The sequence below is a fragment of the Burkholderia sp. HMSC10F09 genome, assembly GCF_001806955.1.
Lineage (GTDB): Bacteria > Pseudomonadota > Gammaproteobacteria > Burkholderiales > Burkholderiaceae > Burkholderia > Burkholderia multivorans.
In genome coordinates this window covers 1-13874 of the sequence record NZ_KV786871.1, presented here as the reverse complement: position 1 = coordinate 13874, position 13874 = coordinate 1, and the positions used below count along the sequence as shown (strand labels likewise).

The 13874-nt window shown below is 69.8% G+C and carries 14 protein-coding genes; 9 read left to right on the top strand and 5 right to left on the bottom strand.

What is annotated here, in order from left to right; translation table 11 throughout:
- The first annotated feature begins 97 nt into the window (after window positions 1–97).
- Entirely contained in the window at window positions 98–628 is a 531-nt protein-coding gene (locus HMPREF3115_RS24170; RefSeq protein WP_053298165.1) for a GNAT family N-acetyltransferase, read from the top strand.
- Between the two features lie 71 nt (window positions 629–699).
- Window positions 700–1278, top strand: a complete 579-nt coding sequence (locus HMPREF3115_RS24165; RefSeq protein ID WP_035947416.1) for a membrane protein — start codon at window positions 700–702, stop codon at window positions 1276–1278.
- Window positions 1279–1535: 257 nt separating this feature from the next.
- On the opposite strand, the gene fabV is transcribed toward HMPREF3115_RS24165, so the two are convergent.
- Window positions 1536–2738, bottom strand: coding sequence for an enoyl-ACP reductase FabV (gene fabV / locus HMPREF3115_RS24160; protein ID WP_006397317.1), 1203 nt, complete (start codon window positions 2736–2738; stop codon window positions 1536–1538).
- 285 nt (window positions 2739–3023) lie between these two features.
- Here fabV and HMPREF3115_RS24155 point away from each other — a divergent pair, with 285 nt between their 5' ends.
- Complete coding sequence (locus tag HMPREF3115_RS24155) at window positions 3024–3671, top strand: glutathione S-transferase family protein (protein ID WP_070556406.1); 648 nt, start codon at window positions 3024–3026, stop codon at window positions 3669–3671.
- A 24-nt stretch (window positions 3672–3695) separates the two neighbouring features.
- Here HMPREF3115_RS24155 and HMPREF3115_RS24150 read toward each other — a convergent pair whose 3' ends face one another.
- Window positions 3696–5141, bottom strand: a complete 1446-nt coding sequence (locus tag HMPREF3115_RS24150; protein ID WP_070556404.1) for a serine hydrolase domain-containing protein — start codon at window positions 5139–5141, stop codon at window positions 3696–3698.
- A 192-nt stretch (window positions 5142–5333) separates the two neighbouring features.
- Here HMPREF3115_RS24150 and HMPREF3115_RS24145 point away from each other — a divergent pair, with 192 nt between their 5' ends.
- From HMPREF3115_RS24145 to HMPREF3115_RS24135, 4 genes are all read left to right on the top strand, one after another.
- On the top strand, window positions 5334–5753 hold the full coding sequence (locus HMPREF3115_RS24145) for an HIT family protein (RefSeq protein ID WP_006406752.1): 420 nt from the start codon (window positions 5334–5336) through the stop codon (window positions 5751–5753).
- A gap of 229 nt (window positions 5754–5982) precedes the next feature.
- Entirely contained in the window at window positions 5983–6147 is a 165-nt protein-coding gene (locus HMPREF3115_RS31720) for a hypothetical protein (RefSeq protein ID WP_012216307.1), read from the top strand.
- A 320-nt stretch (window positions 6148–6467) separates the two neighbouring features.
- Window positions 6468–6896, top strand: coding sequence for a hypothetical protein (locus tag HMPREF3115_RS24140; RefSeq protein ID WP_070556402.1), 429 nt, complete (start codon window positions 6468–6470; stop codon window positions 6894–6896).
- 609 nt (window positions 6897–7505) lie between these two features.
- Window positions 7506–8342 (top strand): bifunctional allantoicase/(S)-ureidoglycine aminohydrolase, encoded by an 837-nt coding sequence (locus tag HMPREF3115_RS24135; RefSeq protein WP_006406755.1) that lies wholly within the window; start codon window positions 7506–7508, stop codon window positions 8340–8342.
- An 84-nt stretch (window positions 8343–8426) separates the two neighbouring features.
- Here the strand turns inward: HMPREF3115_RS24135 and HMPREF3115_RS24130 are convergent, their stop codons facing one another.
- A complete protein-coding gene (locus HMPREF3115_RS24130; protein ID WP_153187183.1) occupies window positions 8427–9224 on the bottom strand; it encodes an aminoglycoside phosphotransferase family protein in 798 nt (265 codons plus the stop codon).
- Between the two features lie 213 nt (window positions 9225–9437).
- Here HMPREF3115_RS24130 and HMPREF3115_RS24125 point away from each other — a divergent pair, with 213 nt between their 5' ends.
- Window positions 9438–11582, top strand: coding sequence for a penicillin-binding protein 1A (locus HMPREF3115_RS24125; protein ID WP_070556393.1), 2145 nt, complete (start codon window positions 9438–9440; stop codon window positions 11580–11582).
- A gap of 11 nt (window positions 11583–11593) precedes the next feature.
- A complete protein-coding gene (locus HMPREF3115_RS24120; RefSeq protein ID WP_070556391.1) occupies window positions 11594–12205 on the top strand; it encodes a trimeric intracellular cation channel family protein in 612 nt (203 codons plus the stop codon).
- Window positions 12206–12417: 212 nt separating this feature from the next.
- Here HMPREF3115_RS24120 and HMPREF3115_RS24115 read toward each other — a convergent pair whose 3' ends face one another.
- Together HMPREF3115_RS24115 and HMPREF3115_RS24110 are read right to left on the bottom strand one after the other, a co-directional pair.
- The gene (locus HMPREF3115_RS24115; protein WP_070556390.1) at window positions 12418–13251 is read right to left on the bottom strand and encodes a heme ABC transporter ATP-binding protein; all 834 of its coding nucleotides are present in this window, start codon (window positions 13249–13251) and stop codon (window positions 12418–12420) included.
- Between the two features lie 19 nt (window positions 13252–13270).
- On the bottom strand, window positions 13271–13874 hold a 604-nt coding region (locus HMPREF3115_RS24110), incomplete at its 5' end, for a FecCD family ABC transporter permease (RefSeq protein ID WP_141751728.1).

The following is a 13874-nucleotide window of genomic DNA, read 5'->3' as shown; positions in this document are numbered from 1 at the left end:
GAACGCCGAACGCCGAACGCCGAACGCCGACGATTCGCACGCCTGCCGATCGCGAACCGGCGCGTGCCGCGCGTCCGACCTGACTACCGGAGGGGGAATGACCGAATCTGTGACCGTGCGCCGAGTCGGCGCGAACGAGGCCATCGCGTATGTCGACGCGCTGTCCGACGTGCTGATCGATTGCGTCGAAGGCGGCGCGTCCGTCAGCTTCATGCTGCCGATCGCGCGATCGACGGCCGTCGCGTTCTGGACCGGTGTCGCGCAAAGCGTCGCGAACGGCGAGCGCATCCTGCTCGTCGCCGAAGACGCGTCGGGGCGCGTCGTCGGCACGGTGCAGATCGTGACCGCGCAACCGGAGAATCAGCCGCATCGCGCGGACATCGCGAAGATGCTGGTGGCAAGGCACGCGCGCCGGCAGGGCGTCGCCGCGCGGCTGCTGGCGGCGGCAGATGCGGCCGCGCGCGACGCCGGCAAGACGGTGCTCGTGCTCGACACGGTGACGGGCGGCGATGCGGAACGGCTGTACGAGCGCGCGGGCTGGCAGCGCGTCGGCGTGGTGCCGAACTTTGCGCTGATGCCGGACGGCGCGCCCTGCGCGACGACGTTCTTTCACAAGCAACTCGCTTAGCGCGTTCGGCACGGCGCGGCACGATGCAGCACGCGAACCTTCGCCGGCCCGTTGCGCCGGCAATCCGTCGGATGAAACGAACGCATGTCGTCATGGGGTGCGCGGCACTGCTCGTCGCGCTGCCGATCGCGGCGTATGCGCTGGTCAAGCCGCTGCGCGTCGCCATGCCGGCACTCGTGCCGGGCGTGTCGTGCGTGCACGCGCAGATCTGCATCGACGATGCGTCGAAGCTCGCCGACGCGCAGCAGCTCTACCGCGACGGCTACGCGCGTGCCGCCGCGGCGGTCGGCGCGTTCGGCGATGCGCCGCGCGTCGTATTCTGCTCGACGCGCGCGTGCGCGGATGCGTTCGGCCTCGGCGAACGCGCGGCGCTGACGCTCGGCACGGTCGGCGTGGTGATCGCACCGCGCGGCTGGCACGCGTACTTCGTCGCGCATGAGCTGATCCATCACCGGCAGGCGGAAACGCTCGGCAATCTCGCCGTGCTGACGAAGCCGCGCTGGCTGATCGAAGGGATGGCGTATTCGCTGAGCGGCGACCCGCGTCATCCGCTGAAGGAGCCGTTCGAAGCGTGGCGCGCGCGCTTCGATGCCTGGCATGCGGCGCTGGGTACGCGGCCGTTGTGGGATGCGGCGCGCGCGGTGGAGTAGTGCCGCCGGCGGCCCCCGCTACGCGGGCGGCGGCGGATCGCCCGGCTCGCTGCCGAGCGCGTGCCGGGCGGCGCCGCGTCGCGTCAGGATCCGGTCGGAGAGAGCCGGATCGGCACCGGCGATTGTGCGCGAGAGAGACGGCACGAACGCACGCGCCGTCTTAGCTGAACGTCGCGAGCGCATCGCGAAGCGCGACGCGGCCGCGGCCCAGCGGCGCCCCGCTCGCGCGCAGCGCGGCGGGCGTCGCCATCAGGCCGTCAGGCCGTCGTATCGATGATGCGCGGGATCTTCACGTCCGGATTGACGTCCGCGTCGTAGTCCACGCCCGCGATCTCGAAGCCGAACAGCCGCAGGAAGTCGGTCTTGTAGCCGGCGAAGTCGGTCAACTCGTACAGGTTCTCGTTCGTCACCTGATCCCACAGTTCGACGACCTTCTTCTGGATCTGCGGATCGAGTTCCTTGTAGTCCGCGCGCAGGCGGCCTTCGTCGTCGAGGTGCGGCGTCGCGCCGTACAGGCTGTCCTTGAACAGCCCGTACACCTGCTCGATGCAGCCCTCGTGCGTGCCGGCTTCCTTCATCACCTTGAACAACAGCGACAGGTACAGCGGCATCATCGGAATCGCCGAGCTCGCCTGCGTGACGACGGCCTTCAGCACCGACACGCGCGCATCGCCGCCGTGCGCAGCCAGCTTGTCGCGAATCGACAGCACCTTCTTGTCGAGGTCCTTCTTCGCTTCGCCGATCGAGCCGTTCCAGTAGATGTCGTGCGTGATCTGCTCGCCGAGGTACGTGAACGCGGTCGTCTTCGCGCCGTCGGCGAGCACGCCGGCTTCGTCGAGCGCGTCGATCCACATCTGCCAGTCCTCGCCGCCCATCACCGCGACGGTGCCGTCGATCTCTTCCTGCGTCGCGGGCTCGAGCACCGTCTCGCGGATCACTTCCTTGTCGGTGTCGATGCCGCGGAACGTGACGGTTTTGCCGATCGGCTTCAGCGTCGAGCTGATCGTCTCGCCCGTCTTCGGATGCGTGCGGCGCGGCGCGGCCAGGCTGTAGACGACGAGGTCGACCTTGCCGAGATCCTGCTTGATGGTGTCGATCGTGACCTGCTTGACCTGGTCGGAGAACGCGTCGCCGTTGATGCTGCGCGCGTACAGGCCCTTTTCGGTCGCGAAGCGCTCGAACGCGGCGCTGTTGTACCAGCCGGCCGTGCCGGGCTTCGTTTCGCTGCCCGGACGCTCGAAGAACACGCCGAGCGTGTCCGCGCCGGCGCCGAAGGCGGCCGAGATGCGCGCGGCGAGGCCGTAGCCCGTCGACGCGCCGATCACGAGCACCTTCTTCGGGCCGTTCGCGATCGGGCCGTGCGAAGTCACGTAGTCGATCTGTTCCTTGACGTTGGCCTCGCAGCCGACGGGATGAGTCGTCACGCAGATGAAGCCGCGCACGCGCGGTTTGATGATCATGGGAACCTCTTGTCTGAAAGGCGCAGACGGCCTGAAAACGGAAAAATCCCGCGCATTGTAAAGGAAGCCGCGACCGGCAGGCGGGCGCGGCAGCCTGCGACGCGCGGCGCCGGTGGGCCGGCGCACCGGACGCGCGGGGTCCGACCACGCGTGCGGTGCGCCCGCGCGCGGTCTCGCGGCGCGCAAAGACGGTGACGAAACGGCCCCGAGACGTATACATTCGGCGGACGGTGTCCGCGGCGCGTGCCGCGTCGACGCGTTCATTCCCTGTCCGAAGGAGCCCGCATGCTGCACATTCTCGGCAAGATCCCGTCCATCAACGTCCGCAAGGTGCTGTGGCTCTGTACCGAGCTGAACCTGCCGTTCGAGCGCGAAGACTGGGGCGCCGGTTTTCGTTCGACCGACGATCCGGCCTATCTGGCGCTGAATCCGAACGGTCTCGTGCCCGTCATCCGGGACGGCGATTTCGTGCTCTGGGAGTCGAATGCGATTCTTCGCTATCTCGCGAACCGCTACGGGGACCGCTTGGGGAACGGCGCCGTCGCCCCGTCGCTGTACCCGACCGACCCGCAGGCCCGCGCGCGCGTCGACCAATGGATCGACTGGCAGGGAACGGACCTGAACCGCTCGTGGGTCGGCGCGTTTCTCGGCCTCGTGCGCAAGTCGCCCGACCATCAGGACCCGGCCGCGATCGCGCAGTCGATCGCGAACTGGACGAAGCACATGCGCGTGCTGAACGGGCAGCTCGACGCGACCGGCGCGTTCGTGGCCGGCGAGCATTTCACGATTGCCGACATCGCGATCGGCCTGTCGGTGAACCGCTGGTTCGGCACGCCGTTCGAGCGTCCGGAGCTGCCGGCCGTGAAGCGCTATGCCGATCGTCTCGCGGCGCGCGAATGCTTCAAGACCTACGCGGGCAGCGCGAACCCGTAACGCGGCGCCGCTCGCGCGCGGCCGTCACGTGCCGGATGCCGGTATCGCGTCGAGCACGCGGGCGAGAAATGCTTCGTGATTCCATGCGGACTCGGGCCGCGACAGCCCGAGCCGCACGACCACGAGATCGCGGCTCGGCACCACGCTGACGAACTGGCCTTCGTGGCCGACCGCGTGAAACGCATCGGCGGGCAACGCGCGCGCATGCGGATCGCGATCGTCGAACGGTTCCGGCACCTTGACCCACAGATGCGCGCCGAACGCCGCGCGCGACGATTGCGGCGTCGCGCGTGCCAGGTAGCGCACCCAGCCTTCGGGCAGCAGCCGCTGCCCGTTCCATACACCGTCCTGCAGCAGAAACTGGCCGAAGCGCGCCCAGTCGCGCGCGCTCGCATACATGAACGACGCGGCGGCCAGCGTGCCGGACGCGTCGGGCTCGAACACCGCGCTGCGCATGCCGAGCGGCGCGAACAGCGCACGGCGCGGAAACGACAGATAGTCGTCCGTGCTGCCGCCGAGCGCGACGCGCATCACGCGTGCGACGATCTCACTCGTGCCGCTCGAATAGTCCCAGCGCGTGCCGGGCGCCGCCGCGAGCGGCTTGTTCGACGCGAAGCGCGCGGTGTCGCGCTGCGTGAACAGCATCACGGCGACGTCGGAGAGCGGGTCGTCGTAGTCCTCGTTGAATTGCAGGCCGCTCGTCATCCGCAGCAAGTCGTCGAGCGTGATCGCCGCGCGCGGATCGCCGGCGCCGCGCCACTCGGGCAGCAGCGCCGCCGTGTCGGGCGACAGCCGGTGCTGCCCGACGAGCATTCCGATCAGCACGGCCGTGACGGTTTTCGTCATCGACCAGCCGGGCAGCGGCGTATCGCCGGTAAAGCCGGGCGCGTAGCGTTCGGCGATCACGCGGCCGCGCCACATGACGACGACCGCGCGCGTGCGGCGCGGCCGCGCGGGATCCGGTTCGTCGAATGCGCGATCGAGCGCCGTGTGCAGTTTCCGCATATCGACGCCGTTGGGTGCGGATGTGGTCGACGAGGCCGACGCGGGCTCCGACGCGATCGCAAGCGATGCCGGCACGGCGGTCGCCGCGGGCGCGGCCGGTAACGGCGGCAACGCGGCCGGCAGCGCGGCGGCCGCAGGACCGAGCGCGAGCGTGCAGCCGAGCCCCGGACGAAATTCGGCGTCGCGCGCGGCGAAGCCCGCGAACGTCGCATGTGCGCGATGGTGCTCGGCATCGATCGACGGGCGCACGAGCTTCAGCAGCGGATGCACGCCGGCCATGATGTCGACGTCGATCACCGAAGCGGCGGGGCGCCCCGACACGAACACGCCTGAGCAGAGCGCCTTCGCCGCATAGCCGGTCGCGATCGGCGCGAGCCGCGACAGCTGATAGCCCGCATAGCCGATCGCGGCGATCAGCGCGAGCGCGATGCCGCGTCGAATCAACGGTCTGAGCGGAATCGTCATGCGTGTCCTCGAGCGGGTAGCGGGCGGCGACGAGCGGCAGTGTCGCAGGTTCGGCCGATGCGTGGCAATCGCGTACGCGTGACACGGCACGCGCCTCGCGACGGGCGGGTTGAAATCGGGCCGCGCGTCGGCCGATAATCGACCGGCGCCACCTGCTGCGGCACGCCCATCCACTCTCTGCGGAAAAACGCCATGTCCTACGACGACAACAACCCGTTCGCGAAGATCCTGCGCGGCGAACTGCCTTGCGTGAAGGTTGCGGAAGACGACGCGACGCTCGCCATCATGGACCTGATGCCGCAGGCCGACGGTCACGTGCTCGTGATCCCGAAGGAGCCTGCCGCGCAGATCTTCGACCTGTCGGGCGACGCCGCCGCGGCGAGCATCCGGATGACGCAGCGCGTCGCAGCGGCCGTGCGCGCGGCGCTCGCGCCCGACGGCCTTTTCATCGGCCAGTTCAACGGCGCGGCGGCCGGCCAGACGGTGCCGCACGTGCACTTCCACGTGATTCCGCGTACCGAGGGCGTCGCGTTGCGGATGCACGCGCGCGACGTCGCCGATGCGGCGACGCTCGAGTCGATCGCGCAGCGCATTCGCGCGCATATCGCATGAGCGTGCGGCCGAGCCCGCGCTCCGTCGTCGGCGGCGCCCGTCTCGGCGGTGACGCCGCGTAACACGTGTAACCGGACCCGAAACTCGGTAAGAAAGGCAGCGCGCTAGACTCCGCGCATCGCTTCATCGTGCGATCGAAGCGCCGATCGGCGCTTCGTGCCGGCCGCCGCATCGCGCGGCGTGCGCGGCGCGCGCGACAGGCGCCTTCGTGTTTTTGCCGGGATTCATCATGGTCAGACTTCTCGTTTCGTTCGCGCTGCTCGGCGCGCTCTGCGGCTGCGTCGTCGCGCCGCCTTACGGCTATGCGCCGGCCCCCGCTTACTACGGCTATGCGCCGGCTTATTACGCGCCGCCCGTCAGCATCGGCATCGGCGGCAGCTTCCGCGTCCGCTGACGCATTGCCGCGAGGGTGTGGCGGCCGTGCGACGCCCGATCGCGCGGCCGCTGTCGTCTGGAGGGACGGAACCCACATCGGAACGCCGCCCGGCGCGGGTCGGCGGGCCGCCGCGTACGGGCGTTCGATCCTTTCCCGTTGGTAAACAACTTGTTACCAGAATGTCGGGGGCAGGCTGCGGGACCGGTGCTATTCTTCGCCGCAAGCTCATTGAAATGAATTGGTTGCGCGATTCGGCCCAATGCCCGAATCGACGTCGACCGGTTCAGATCCGATACGAGCGACTCCTCATAACATTGCGAACAAGGAAGGATACGGGCATGTGGAAGAAGATCGCCCCCGCTCTCGTCGTCGCCGCACTCGCCGGCGCGACTGCGCTGCCGGCGGCAGCTAACGATTTGAACAACGCGCTTGGCGGCGCGCTCGGCGGGGTAGCCGGCGCGGCGGTCGGCGGCGCGGTCGGCGGCAGCACGGGTTCCGTGATCGGCGGCGCGCTCGGCGGCCGCGCAGGTGGCGCGATTACGTCGAACCGTCGCGAGCGTACCGGCGCGATCATCGGCGGCGCGCTCGGCGGCGGTGCGGGCACTGCGGCCGGCAACGCCATGGGCGGCCGTACGGGCGGCCTGCTCGGCGCGGCCGTCGGCGGCGGCGCGGGTGCGGCGCTCGGCGGCAACATGTCGCGCAGCTCGTACGACGACGATCGCGGCTATCGTCATCGCAAGCATCGCCATCATCGTCACTGGGACTGATCGCAGCAGCGGGCGCGGCCGATCGACCGGCGCGCCCGAATCCGTGTCGGGCCCGGCGCGCTGAGCCGGGCGACCGACAGCGGCATCGCCGCCACGCGTTTTCACTTCAGCGGTTCCCGATGCGATGCGCGCGAGTCGCGCGCCGCATTCTCTTCTTCTCCCTGGATTTCTCTCCGCTCCTCGACGGGTGCGTGCGTGTGCCGCCTGCCCGGCGTCGATCGCGATCGTCCGTTACGCCGGCATCGAGCGCGTAACCGGATGTGTCGTCGCGGTTGTCGAGATGCCCCGCTCGCGTCCGGTGAGCAGTGGGAAATCGAATGCAATCCATCGCAACATTTAATTGGTCGATCGAAGACGACTTCGCTATCGTCAGTGCTGCCCGCGTACCGAATCGAACGTTCCGGACCACGCGCCGCCGCATGACGGCGAACGTCGCGGCCGGCGCCCGGACCGTCGAGCAAGGGCGGCTCGCTCGGCCGACCGGCCGCGCGCGTCGCGAAACCTGGCCGACCGAACGAAAGCCGCGGCAACGCGCACCGATGCGCGCCGCGTGTCGGCCGCCGGCGCCGTCGGACGACGGGCCGCACCAACCCATTGCCTGGATGCCTTATGTCGAAGACAACGTATTACGCGCCGCATGGCGGCCACCCGCCGCAGACCGATCTGCTGACCGATCGCGCGATGTTCACCGAAGCGTACGCGGTCATTCCGAAAGGGGTGATGCGCGACATCGTGACGAGCTGGCTGCCGTTCTGGACGCACACGCGCCTGTGGGTGATCGCGCGTCCGCTGTCGGGTTTCGCCGAAACCTTCTCGCAGTACATCGTCGAAGTGAACCCGGGCGGCGGCAGCGACAAGCCCGAGCAGGACAAGAACGCGGAAGCGGTGCTGTTCGTCGTCGAAGGCCAGGCCGAGCTGACGCTGCAGGGCACCAAGCACACGCTGACGCCGGGCGGCTACGCGTTCATCCCGCCGGGCGCCGACTGGACGCTGCACAACGTCAGCGATGCGGCCGTGCGTTTCCACTGGATCCGCAAGCACTATCAGGCCGTCGACGGCATTCCGCTGCCGGAGGCGTTCGTGACGAACGAACAGGACGTCGAGCCGATCCCGATGCCGGGCACGAACGGCGCGTGGGTGACGACGCGCTTCGTCGACATGAGCGACATGCGCCACGACATGCACGTGAACATCGTGACGTTCGAACCGGGCGGCGTGATTCCGTTCGCGGAAACGCACGTGATGGAGCACGGGCTCTACGTGCTCGAAGGCAAGGCCGTGTACCGGCTGAACCAGGACTGGGTCGAGGTCGAAGCGGGCGACTTCATGTGGCTGCGCGCGTTCTGCCCGCAGGCCTGCTATTCGGGCGGCCCCGGCCGTTTCCGCTATCTGCTGTACAAAGACGTGAACCGCCACATGAACCTGACGCTGAATCCGGCCCGCTGAGCGCCGCAGCAGTCGTACACGAAAACCCGCCGCGTGCCGGCGGGTTTTTTATTGTCGCGCGCGGGCGGGCGGCACCGCGCATCGTCAGCGCGAATCGAGCGCGTGTGCGGCGAGCGCGGCGACCTGCAGCCGCGTGTCTGCCGGCTGGTCGTCTTCGATCAGCCAGATCGCCGACAGCCCGCACCACGCGAGAATCCAGCGCAGCAGCGTGCGCGGATCGAGCCGCGCGGCATCGGCGACGATCGCGACGCGACGTTCGAAGCGCGTGCGGTCGACCGCGATATCGTGCGACGGATTGCAGAACAGGTTGGCGTAGTCGAAGGCGCGTGCGCCGCGCAGCGCTTTCGGATCGATCGCGCGCCAGCCGCGCTCGCCGAAGTGCAGCACGTTACGGTGATGGATGTCGCCGTGCAGCACCGCTTCGTCGACGGGCGGTTCGGCAAGCAGCGCGGCCGCCGTCGCTTGCGACCGGCGCAGTATCGCGTCGGTCGCGTCGGACGCCAGCAGCGACGCGAACCAGTCGCGCAGCGCGACGAGCGGTGGCGGGTCGGGCGCACGATAGGCGTGCAGCTGCGCGACGACGTCGCATGCGATCCGTATTGCATCGTCGTCGTGGCCGGCCGCCGAAAAGTCGGCGAGCGCGGGTTGCGGCTGTGCGCGTTCCAGCAGGATCGCGTCGTCGTCGTGCGCCCATACCTGCGCGGCGCCGTGTCCGTCCCACCATGTCATCAACGCGTTGCCGCGCCGCTCTTCCTCGCAGGTCGCGATCTTCAGCATCGCAGGCCGTCCGCGCCAGACGACCGGCAATACGCCGCCGCTGGCGGTCAGGATCGGACCGCCGTCGGGCGTGAGGCTCCACGAACGAAGATGCGCAGCGAACATGCGGAAATGGTACAGGCGAACCGGCGCGTCCGCGCGGCGGTGCGTGTGCCGCTGCGTCGGACGATGCGGCGTGCTTTCCTCAATAAAATTTAGCCAGCCCAACATTGGCTAAGGAATGTTCCGGTTTCACGGCATCCCTTCGACAATGCGCGCCGTTCATGATCGTCGGCCGCGTGGTGCGCCGTCGATCGCTGCATTGCCGAAGGAGCCGACATGACCGACCGCACCGATTCCCGTCCCACGCCGCCCGCGCCGCTGCCTCGCCGCCGCGTGTGGCGCATGCTCGCGGGCGCGCTGCTCGGCCTGATGCTCGCGGGTGCGGGCATCGCGGGATGGACGATTCATCGCATCTGGACGCAATTGCCGTCGGTCGAGCAACTGGCTGTTTATCGTCCCGCGCTGCCGCTGCGGATCTTCTCGCGCGACGGCGAACTGCTTGCCGAATACGGCGTCGAGCGCCGCGAGTTCGTGCCGCTCGAACGCATGCCGGCGCGGATGCGCGACGCGCTGCTTGCGGCCGAGGACGCACAGTTCTACCGGCACGGCGCGATCGACATCGGCGGCCTCGCGCGCGCGACGTTCGCGAACGTCGTCGCCGGACAGCCGGCGCAGGGCGGCAGCACGATCACGATGCAGGTCGCGCGCAACTTCTATCTGACGCGCGACAAGGTGCTGAGCCGCAAGCTCGCCGAGATCCTGATGGCGGTCAAGCTCGAGCGCGCGTACGGCAAGGACAAGCTGCTCGAGCTGTACATGAACGAGATCTATCTCGGCGAGCGCGCGTACGGGTTCGCGGCAGCGGCGCACGTGTATTTCGGCAAGCCGCTCGATGCGTTGAGCGTCGGCGAGGCGGCCGTGCTTGCCGGGTTGCCGAAGGCGCCGTCCGCGTTCAATCCGGTCGTCAATCCGGCGCGCGCGACCGCGCGTCGCAACTACGTGCTCGGCCGCATGCTTGCGCTCGGCAAACTCGACGACGCGACGTACCGCGCGGCCGTCGATGCGCCGATCGCGCTGTCGCCGCAAGCGCCGCCGGGCATCGTCGCGGCGCCGTACGTGGCCGAACGCGCGCGGCAGATGATGGTCGAGCGCTTTCGCGACGACGCATATACGCTCGGCCTCGACGTGACGACGACGATCTCGATGCGCGACCAGCGCGCGGCCGAGGCGGCGCTCGAGCGCACGCTGCGCCGGCAGCGGACGACGCGCGACGCGCAGCGCACGCTCGAGGGTGCGCTGGTGTCGCTCGATGCGGCGACCGGCGACATGCTCGCGCTCGTCGGCGGCGCGGATTTCAGCCGCAACGTGTTCGACCATGCGCTGCAGGCCTACCGTCAGCCGGGGTCGAGCTTCAAGCCGTTCGTCTATTCGGCGGCGCTCGAGAAAGGCTATTTCCCGGGCGTGCTCGTCGACGATACGCAGCGCACGCTGACGCCGGCCGAGACCGGCGCGCGGCCGTGGCGGCCGCGCAATTACGGCAACCACTACGAAGGCTTCATCGCGGTGCGGCGCGGGCTCGTGCGATCGAAGAACCTCGTCGCGGTAAGCCTGATGCAGGCGGCCGACCCGCAATACGTGCAGCAGCATGCGATGCGCTTCGGGTTCGACGCGCGGCGCAATCCGGCGTCGCTGCCGCTCGCGCTCGGCGCGGGCGCGGTGACGCCGCTCGAACTCGCGAGCGCGTACGGCGTGTTTGCGAACGGCGGCACGCGAGTGGAACCGCGGCTGATCCTCTCGGTGAAGCAGCGGCACGGCGGCGTGCTGTACGACGCGCCGGCGCCGTCCGGCACGCGCGTCGTGTCGGCGCGCAACGCATTCGTGATGGACAGCATGCTGCGCGACGTCGTGCGTGCGGGCACCGCGCGCGGCGCGCTTGCGCTGCGCCGCGACGACACGGCCGGCAAGACCGGCACGTCGAACGGCTCGAAGGATGTATGGTTCGCCGGCTATTCGTCGGGCATCGTCGCGGTCGCGTGGCTCGGCTACGACACGCCGCGCTCGATGGGGCGCGCGACCGGCGCGACGCTCGCGCTGCCCGTGTGGCTCGACTACATGAAGACGGCCGTCGACGGACGCACGCCGGCCGAAGCGGTCGAGCCGCCGGACGTCGCGCGTGTCGACGGCGATTTCGTCTACGCCGAATACACGCGCGGCGCGTGCACGGCCGATGTGCCGGCGTTCGTACGCAGTCGCTTCGCATGCGACGGCGCTGCCCGCGCGGAGGCGGCATCCGCCGGGTTCGCTGCATCCGCCGCGTCCACTGCGGCGAACGGCGGCGCGATGCCGGTCGCGCCGACGCCGGCGCCTGTCGATGCGGCCGAGCGCGCCCGCGTGCTCGACCTGTTCCGGACCGATGACTGACGCGAACGACGATGCATACGCTTTATTTGATCGCGATCGTCGCGGAGGCGATGTCGGGCGCGCTGATGGGCATGCGGCGCGGGATGGACCGCTTCGGGCTGGCGCTGGTCGGCGCCGTGACCGCGCTCGGCGGCGGCACGGTGCGCGACGTGCTGCTCGGCCACTATCCGCTCGGCTGGATCGCGCATCCGCAATATCTGGTGATCACGCTCGTCGCGGCGACCGTCGCGTCGCGCCTCGCGCGGCACGTCGCGCGGATGAAGACGCTGTTCGTCACCGTCGACGCGCTCGGCCTCGCGGCGTTTACGATCATCGGCTGCGACGTCGGCGCGTCGACCGGTGCGGCGCCGATCATCGTCGTGCTGGCCGGTGCGATCACCGGTGTGTGCGGCGGCATGCTGCGCGATCTGCTCTGCAACGAGATGCCGTTGATCCTGCGCCGCGAGCTGTATGCGAGCGTCGCGTTCTTCACGGGTGCGCTGTACGTCGCGCTTCAGCATGTCGGTATCGACGCTCGCGTCGCGACCATCGTCGCGCTCGCGGCCGGCTTCGCGATGAGGATGCTCGCGGTACGGTTCGGTTGGGAGATGCGGACGTTCGGCGCGGCGGACGTCGAGCATTGAGCGCGTGTGCGGCGCGCGTGCGGCGTGCGGGACGACTGCATGCCGTGCATGTCGGCGTCGACGGACGCATCGCGACTGTCGTCTAGCTCACAGCGAGGGCGGCGGCGTCGCGATGCGGATGCTCGCGGACGTCGAACGTCGAGCGCGCATACGGCGCGCGGGCCGACTGCATGGGGTGCACTTCGGCCGCAGGTCGCGCGTACGGCCGAGCGCTATGCCGGCACCATGACGGGCGGCGTGCCGTCGCCGCTGTCGATCCGTTTCACCGCGAACCCGTAACAGCGCGCGATGTGCTCGGGCGTCATCACGTCGTGCGGCGTGCCGTGCGCGACGATCGTGCCGTCCGCGAGCATCGCGATCGTGTCCGCATGCCGCGCGGCGAGATTCGGATCGTGGACGATCGCGAGCACGCCGATCCGCCATTCGCGCGCGATCGCGCGCACCGTATCGAGCAGCCGATGCTGATGCGCGAGATCGAGCGCGGCCGTCGGCTCGTCGAGCAGCAGATAGCGCGTCGGCGACGCGTCGCGGCCCGCTTCGTCGTCGGACGGCCACAGCTGCGCGAGCACGCGCGCGAACTGCACACGCGCGAGCTCGCCGCCGGACAGCGTCGTCACGTCGCGGCCGAGCAGCGTGTCCGCGCCGGCACGCGCGAGCGCGTGCCACGCGATGCCGCGATCGCGTCGCGACAGCGCGCCGCCACGGCCACGCGCATGCGGATAGCGGCCGAGCAGCACGATCTCGTCGACACTGAACGGAAAGGCCGGTTGCGCGGCTTGGGGCAGCACCGCGCGCAGCCGCGCGAGCCGCTGCGCATCGATCTGCGCAAGCGGTTCGCCGTTCAGCGCGATGCGGCCGGTGACGCGCACGCCGTTCGGCGCGGCGCTGCCGGTCAGCTCGCCGGCCAGCGCTTTCAGCAATGTGCTCTTGCCCGCGCCGTTGCGGCCGAGCAGCGCAGTGACGCGGCCCGGTTCGATCGTCAGCGACAGATCGTGAAGGATGACGCGATGTCGGCGTGCGACACGGAGGTGTTGGACGGTCAGCATGATCGAGACGGAGGCGCGACTAAGCGCCGAGCGAGCCGCGGCTTTTCCACAGCAGCGCGAGAAAGAACGGTGCGCCGAGTAGCGCGGTCAGCACGCCGAGCGGAATCTCGGCCGGCGCGGCGAGCGTGCGCGCGGCGAGATCGGCCGCGAGCGTCAGCAGCGCACCGAGCAACGCGGCGCCGGGCAGCACGACGCGCTGGTCCGGCCCGCACGCGAGACGCACGCAATGCGGCGCGACAAGGCCGATGAAGCCGACGATTCCCGCGCACGACACGAGCGCGCCGACCGCGAGCGCGACCGCGACGAGCACGCGCCGCTTCAGCCGCTGAACCGGCACGCCGAGGTGCAGCGCTTCGGTTTCGCCGAGCTGCAGCGCGTTCAGCGCATCGCGTTCGCGCATGAGCAGTGCGCAGCCGAGCACCGCGCACGGCGCGACGGCCGCGAGCGTCGACCATTGCGCACCGCCGAGGCTGCCGAGGCTCCAGAACGTCAGCGAGCGCAACTGCGCATCGTCGGCGACGAACGTGAGCAGCCCGATCGCCGCGCCGACGAGCGCGTTGATCGCGATGCCGGCGAGCAGCAGCAGCGGCAGTGCGAGCCGCCCGCGCGACGCGGCGAGCCGG

Bases quoted from the DNA above. Each gene is read 5' to 3' on its own strand.
- HMPREF3115_RS24170 (WP_053298165.1), top strand. From the start codon at position 98: ATGACCGAATCTGTGACCGTGCGCCGAGTCGGCGCGAACGAGGCCATC.
- HMPREF3115_RS24165 (WP_035947416.1), top strand. From the start codon at position 700: ATGAAACGAACGCATGTCGTCATGGGGTGCGCGGCACTGCTCGTCGCG.
- fabV (WP_006397317.1), bottom strand. From the start codon at position 2,738: ATGATCATCAAACCGCGCGTGCGCGGCTTCATCTGCGTGACGACTCAT.
- HMPREF3115_RS24155 (WP_070556406.1), top strand. From the start codon at position 3,024: ATGCTGCACATTCTCGGCAAGATCCCGTCCATCAACGTCCGCAAGGTG.
- HMPREF3115_RS24150 (WP_070556404.1), bottom strand. From the start codon at position 5,141: ATGACGATTCCGCTCAGACCGTTGATTCGACGCGGCATCGCGCTCGCG.
- HMPREF3115_RS24145 (WP_006406752.1), top strand. From the start codon at position 5,334: ATGTCCTACGACGACAACAACCCGTTCGCGAAGATCCTGCGCGGCGAA.
- HMPREF3115_RS31720 (WP_012216307.1), top strand. From the start codon at position 5,983: ATGGTCAGACTTCTCGTTTCGTTCGCGCTGCTCGGCGCGCTCTGCGGC.
- HMPREF3115_RS24140 (WP_070556402.1), top strand. From the start codon at position 6,468: ATGTGGAAGAAGATCGCCCCCGCTCTCGTCGTCGCCGCACTCGCCGGC.
- HMPREF3115_RS24135 (WP_006406755.1), top strand. From the start codon at position 7,506: ATGTCGAAGACAACGTATTACGCGCCGCATGGCGGCCACCCGCCGCAG.
- HMPREF3115_RS24130 (WP_153187183.1), bottom strand. From the start codon at position 9,224: ATGTTCGCTGCGCATCTTCGTTCGTGGAGCCTCACGCCCGACGGCGGT.
- HMPREF3115_RS24125 (WP_070556393.1), top strand. From the start codon at position 9,438: ATGACCGACCGCACCGATTCCCGTCCCACGCCGCCCGCGCCGCTGCCT.
- HMPREF3115_RS24120 (WP_070556391.1), top strand. From the start codon at position 11,594: ATGCATACGCTTTATTTGATCGCGATCGTCGCGGAGGCGATGTCGGGC.
- HMPREF3115_RS24115 (WP_070556390.1), bottom strand. From the start codon at position 13,251: ATGCTGACCGTCCAACACCTCCGTGTCGCACGCCGACATCGCGTCATC.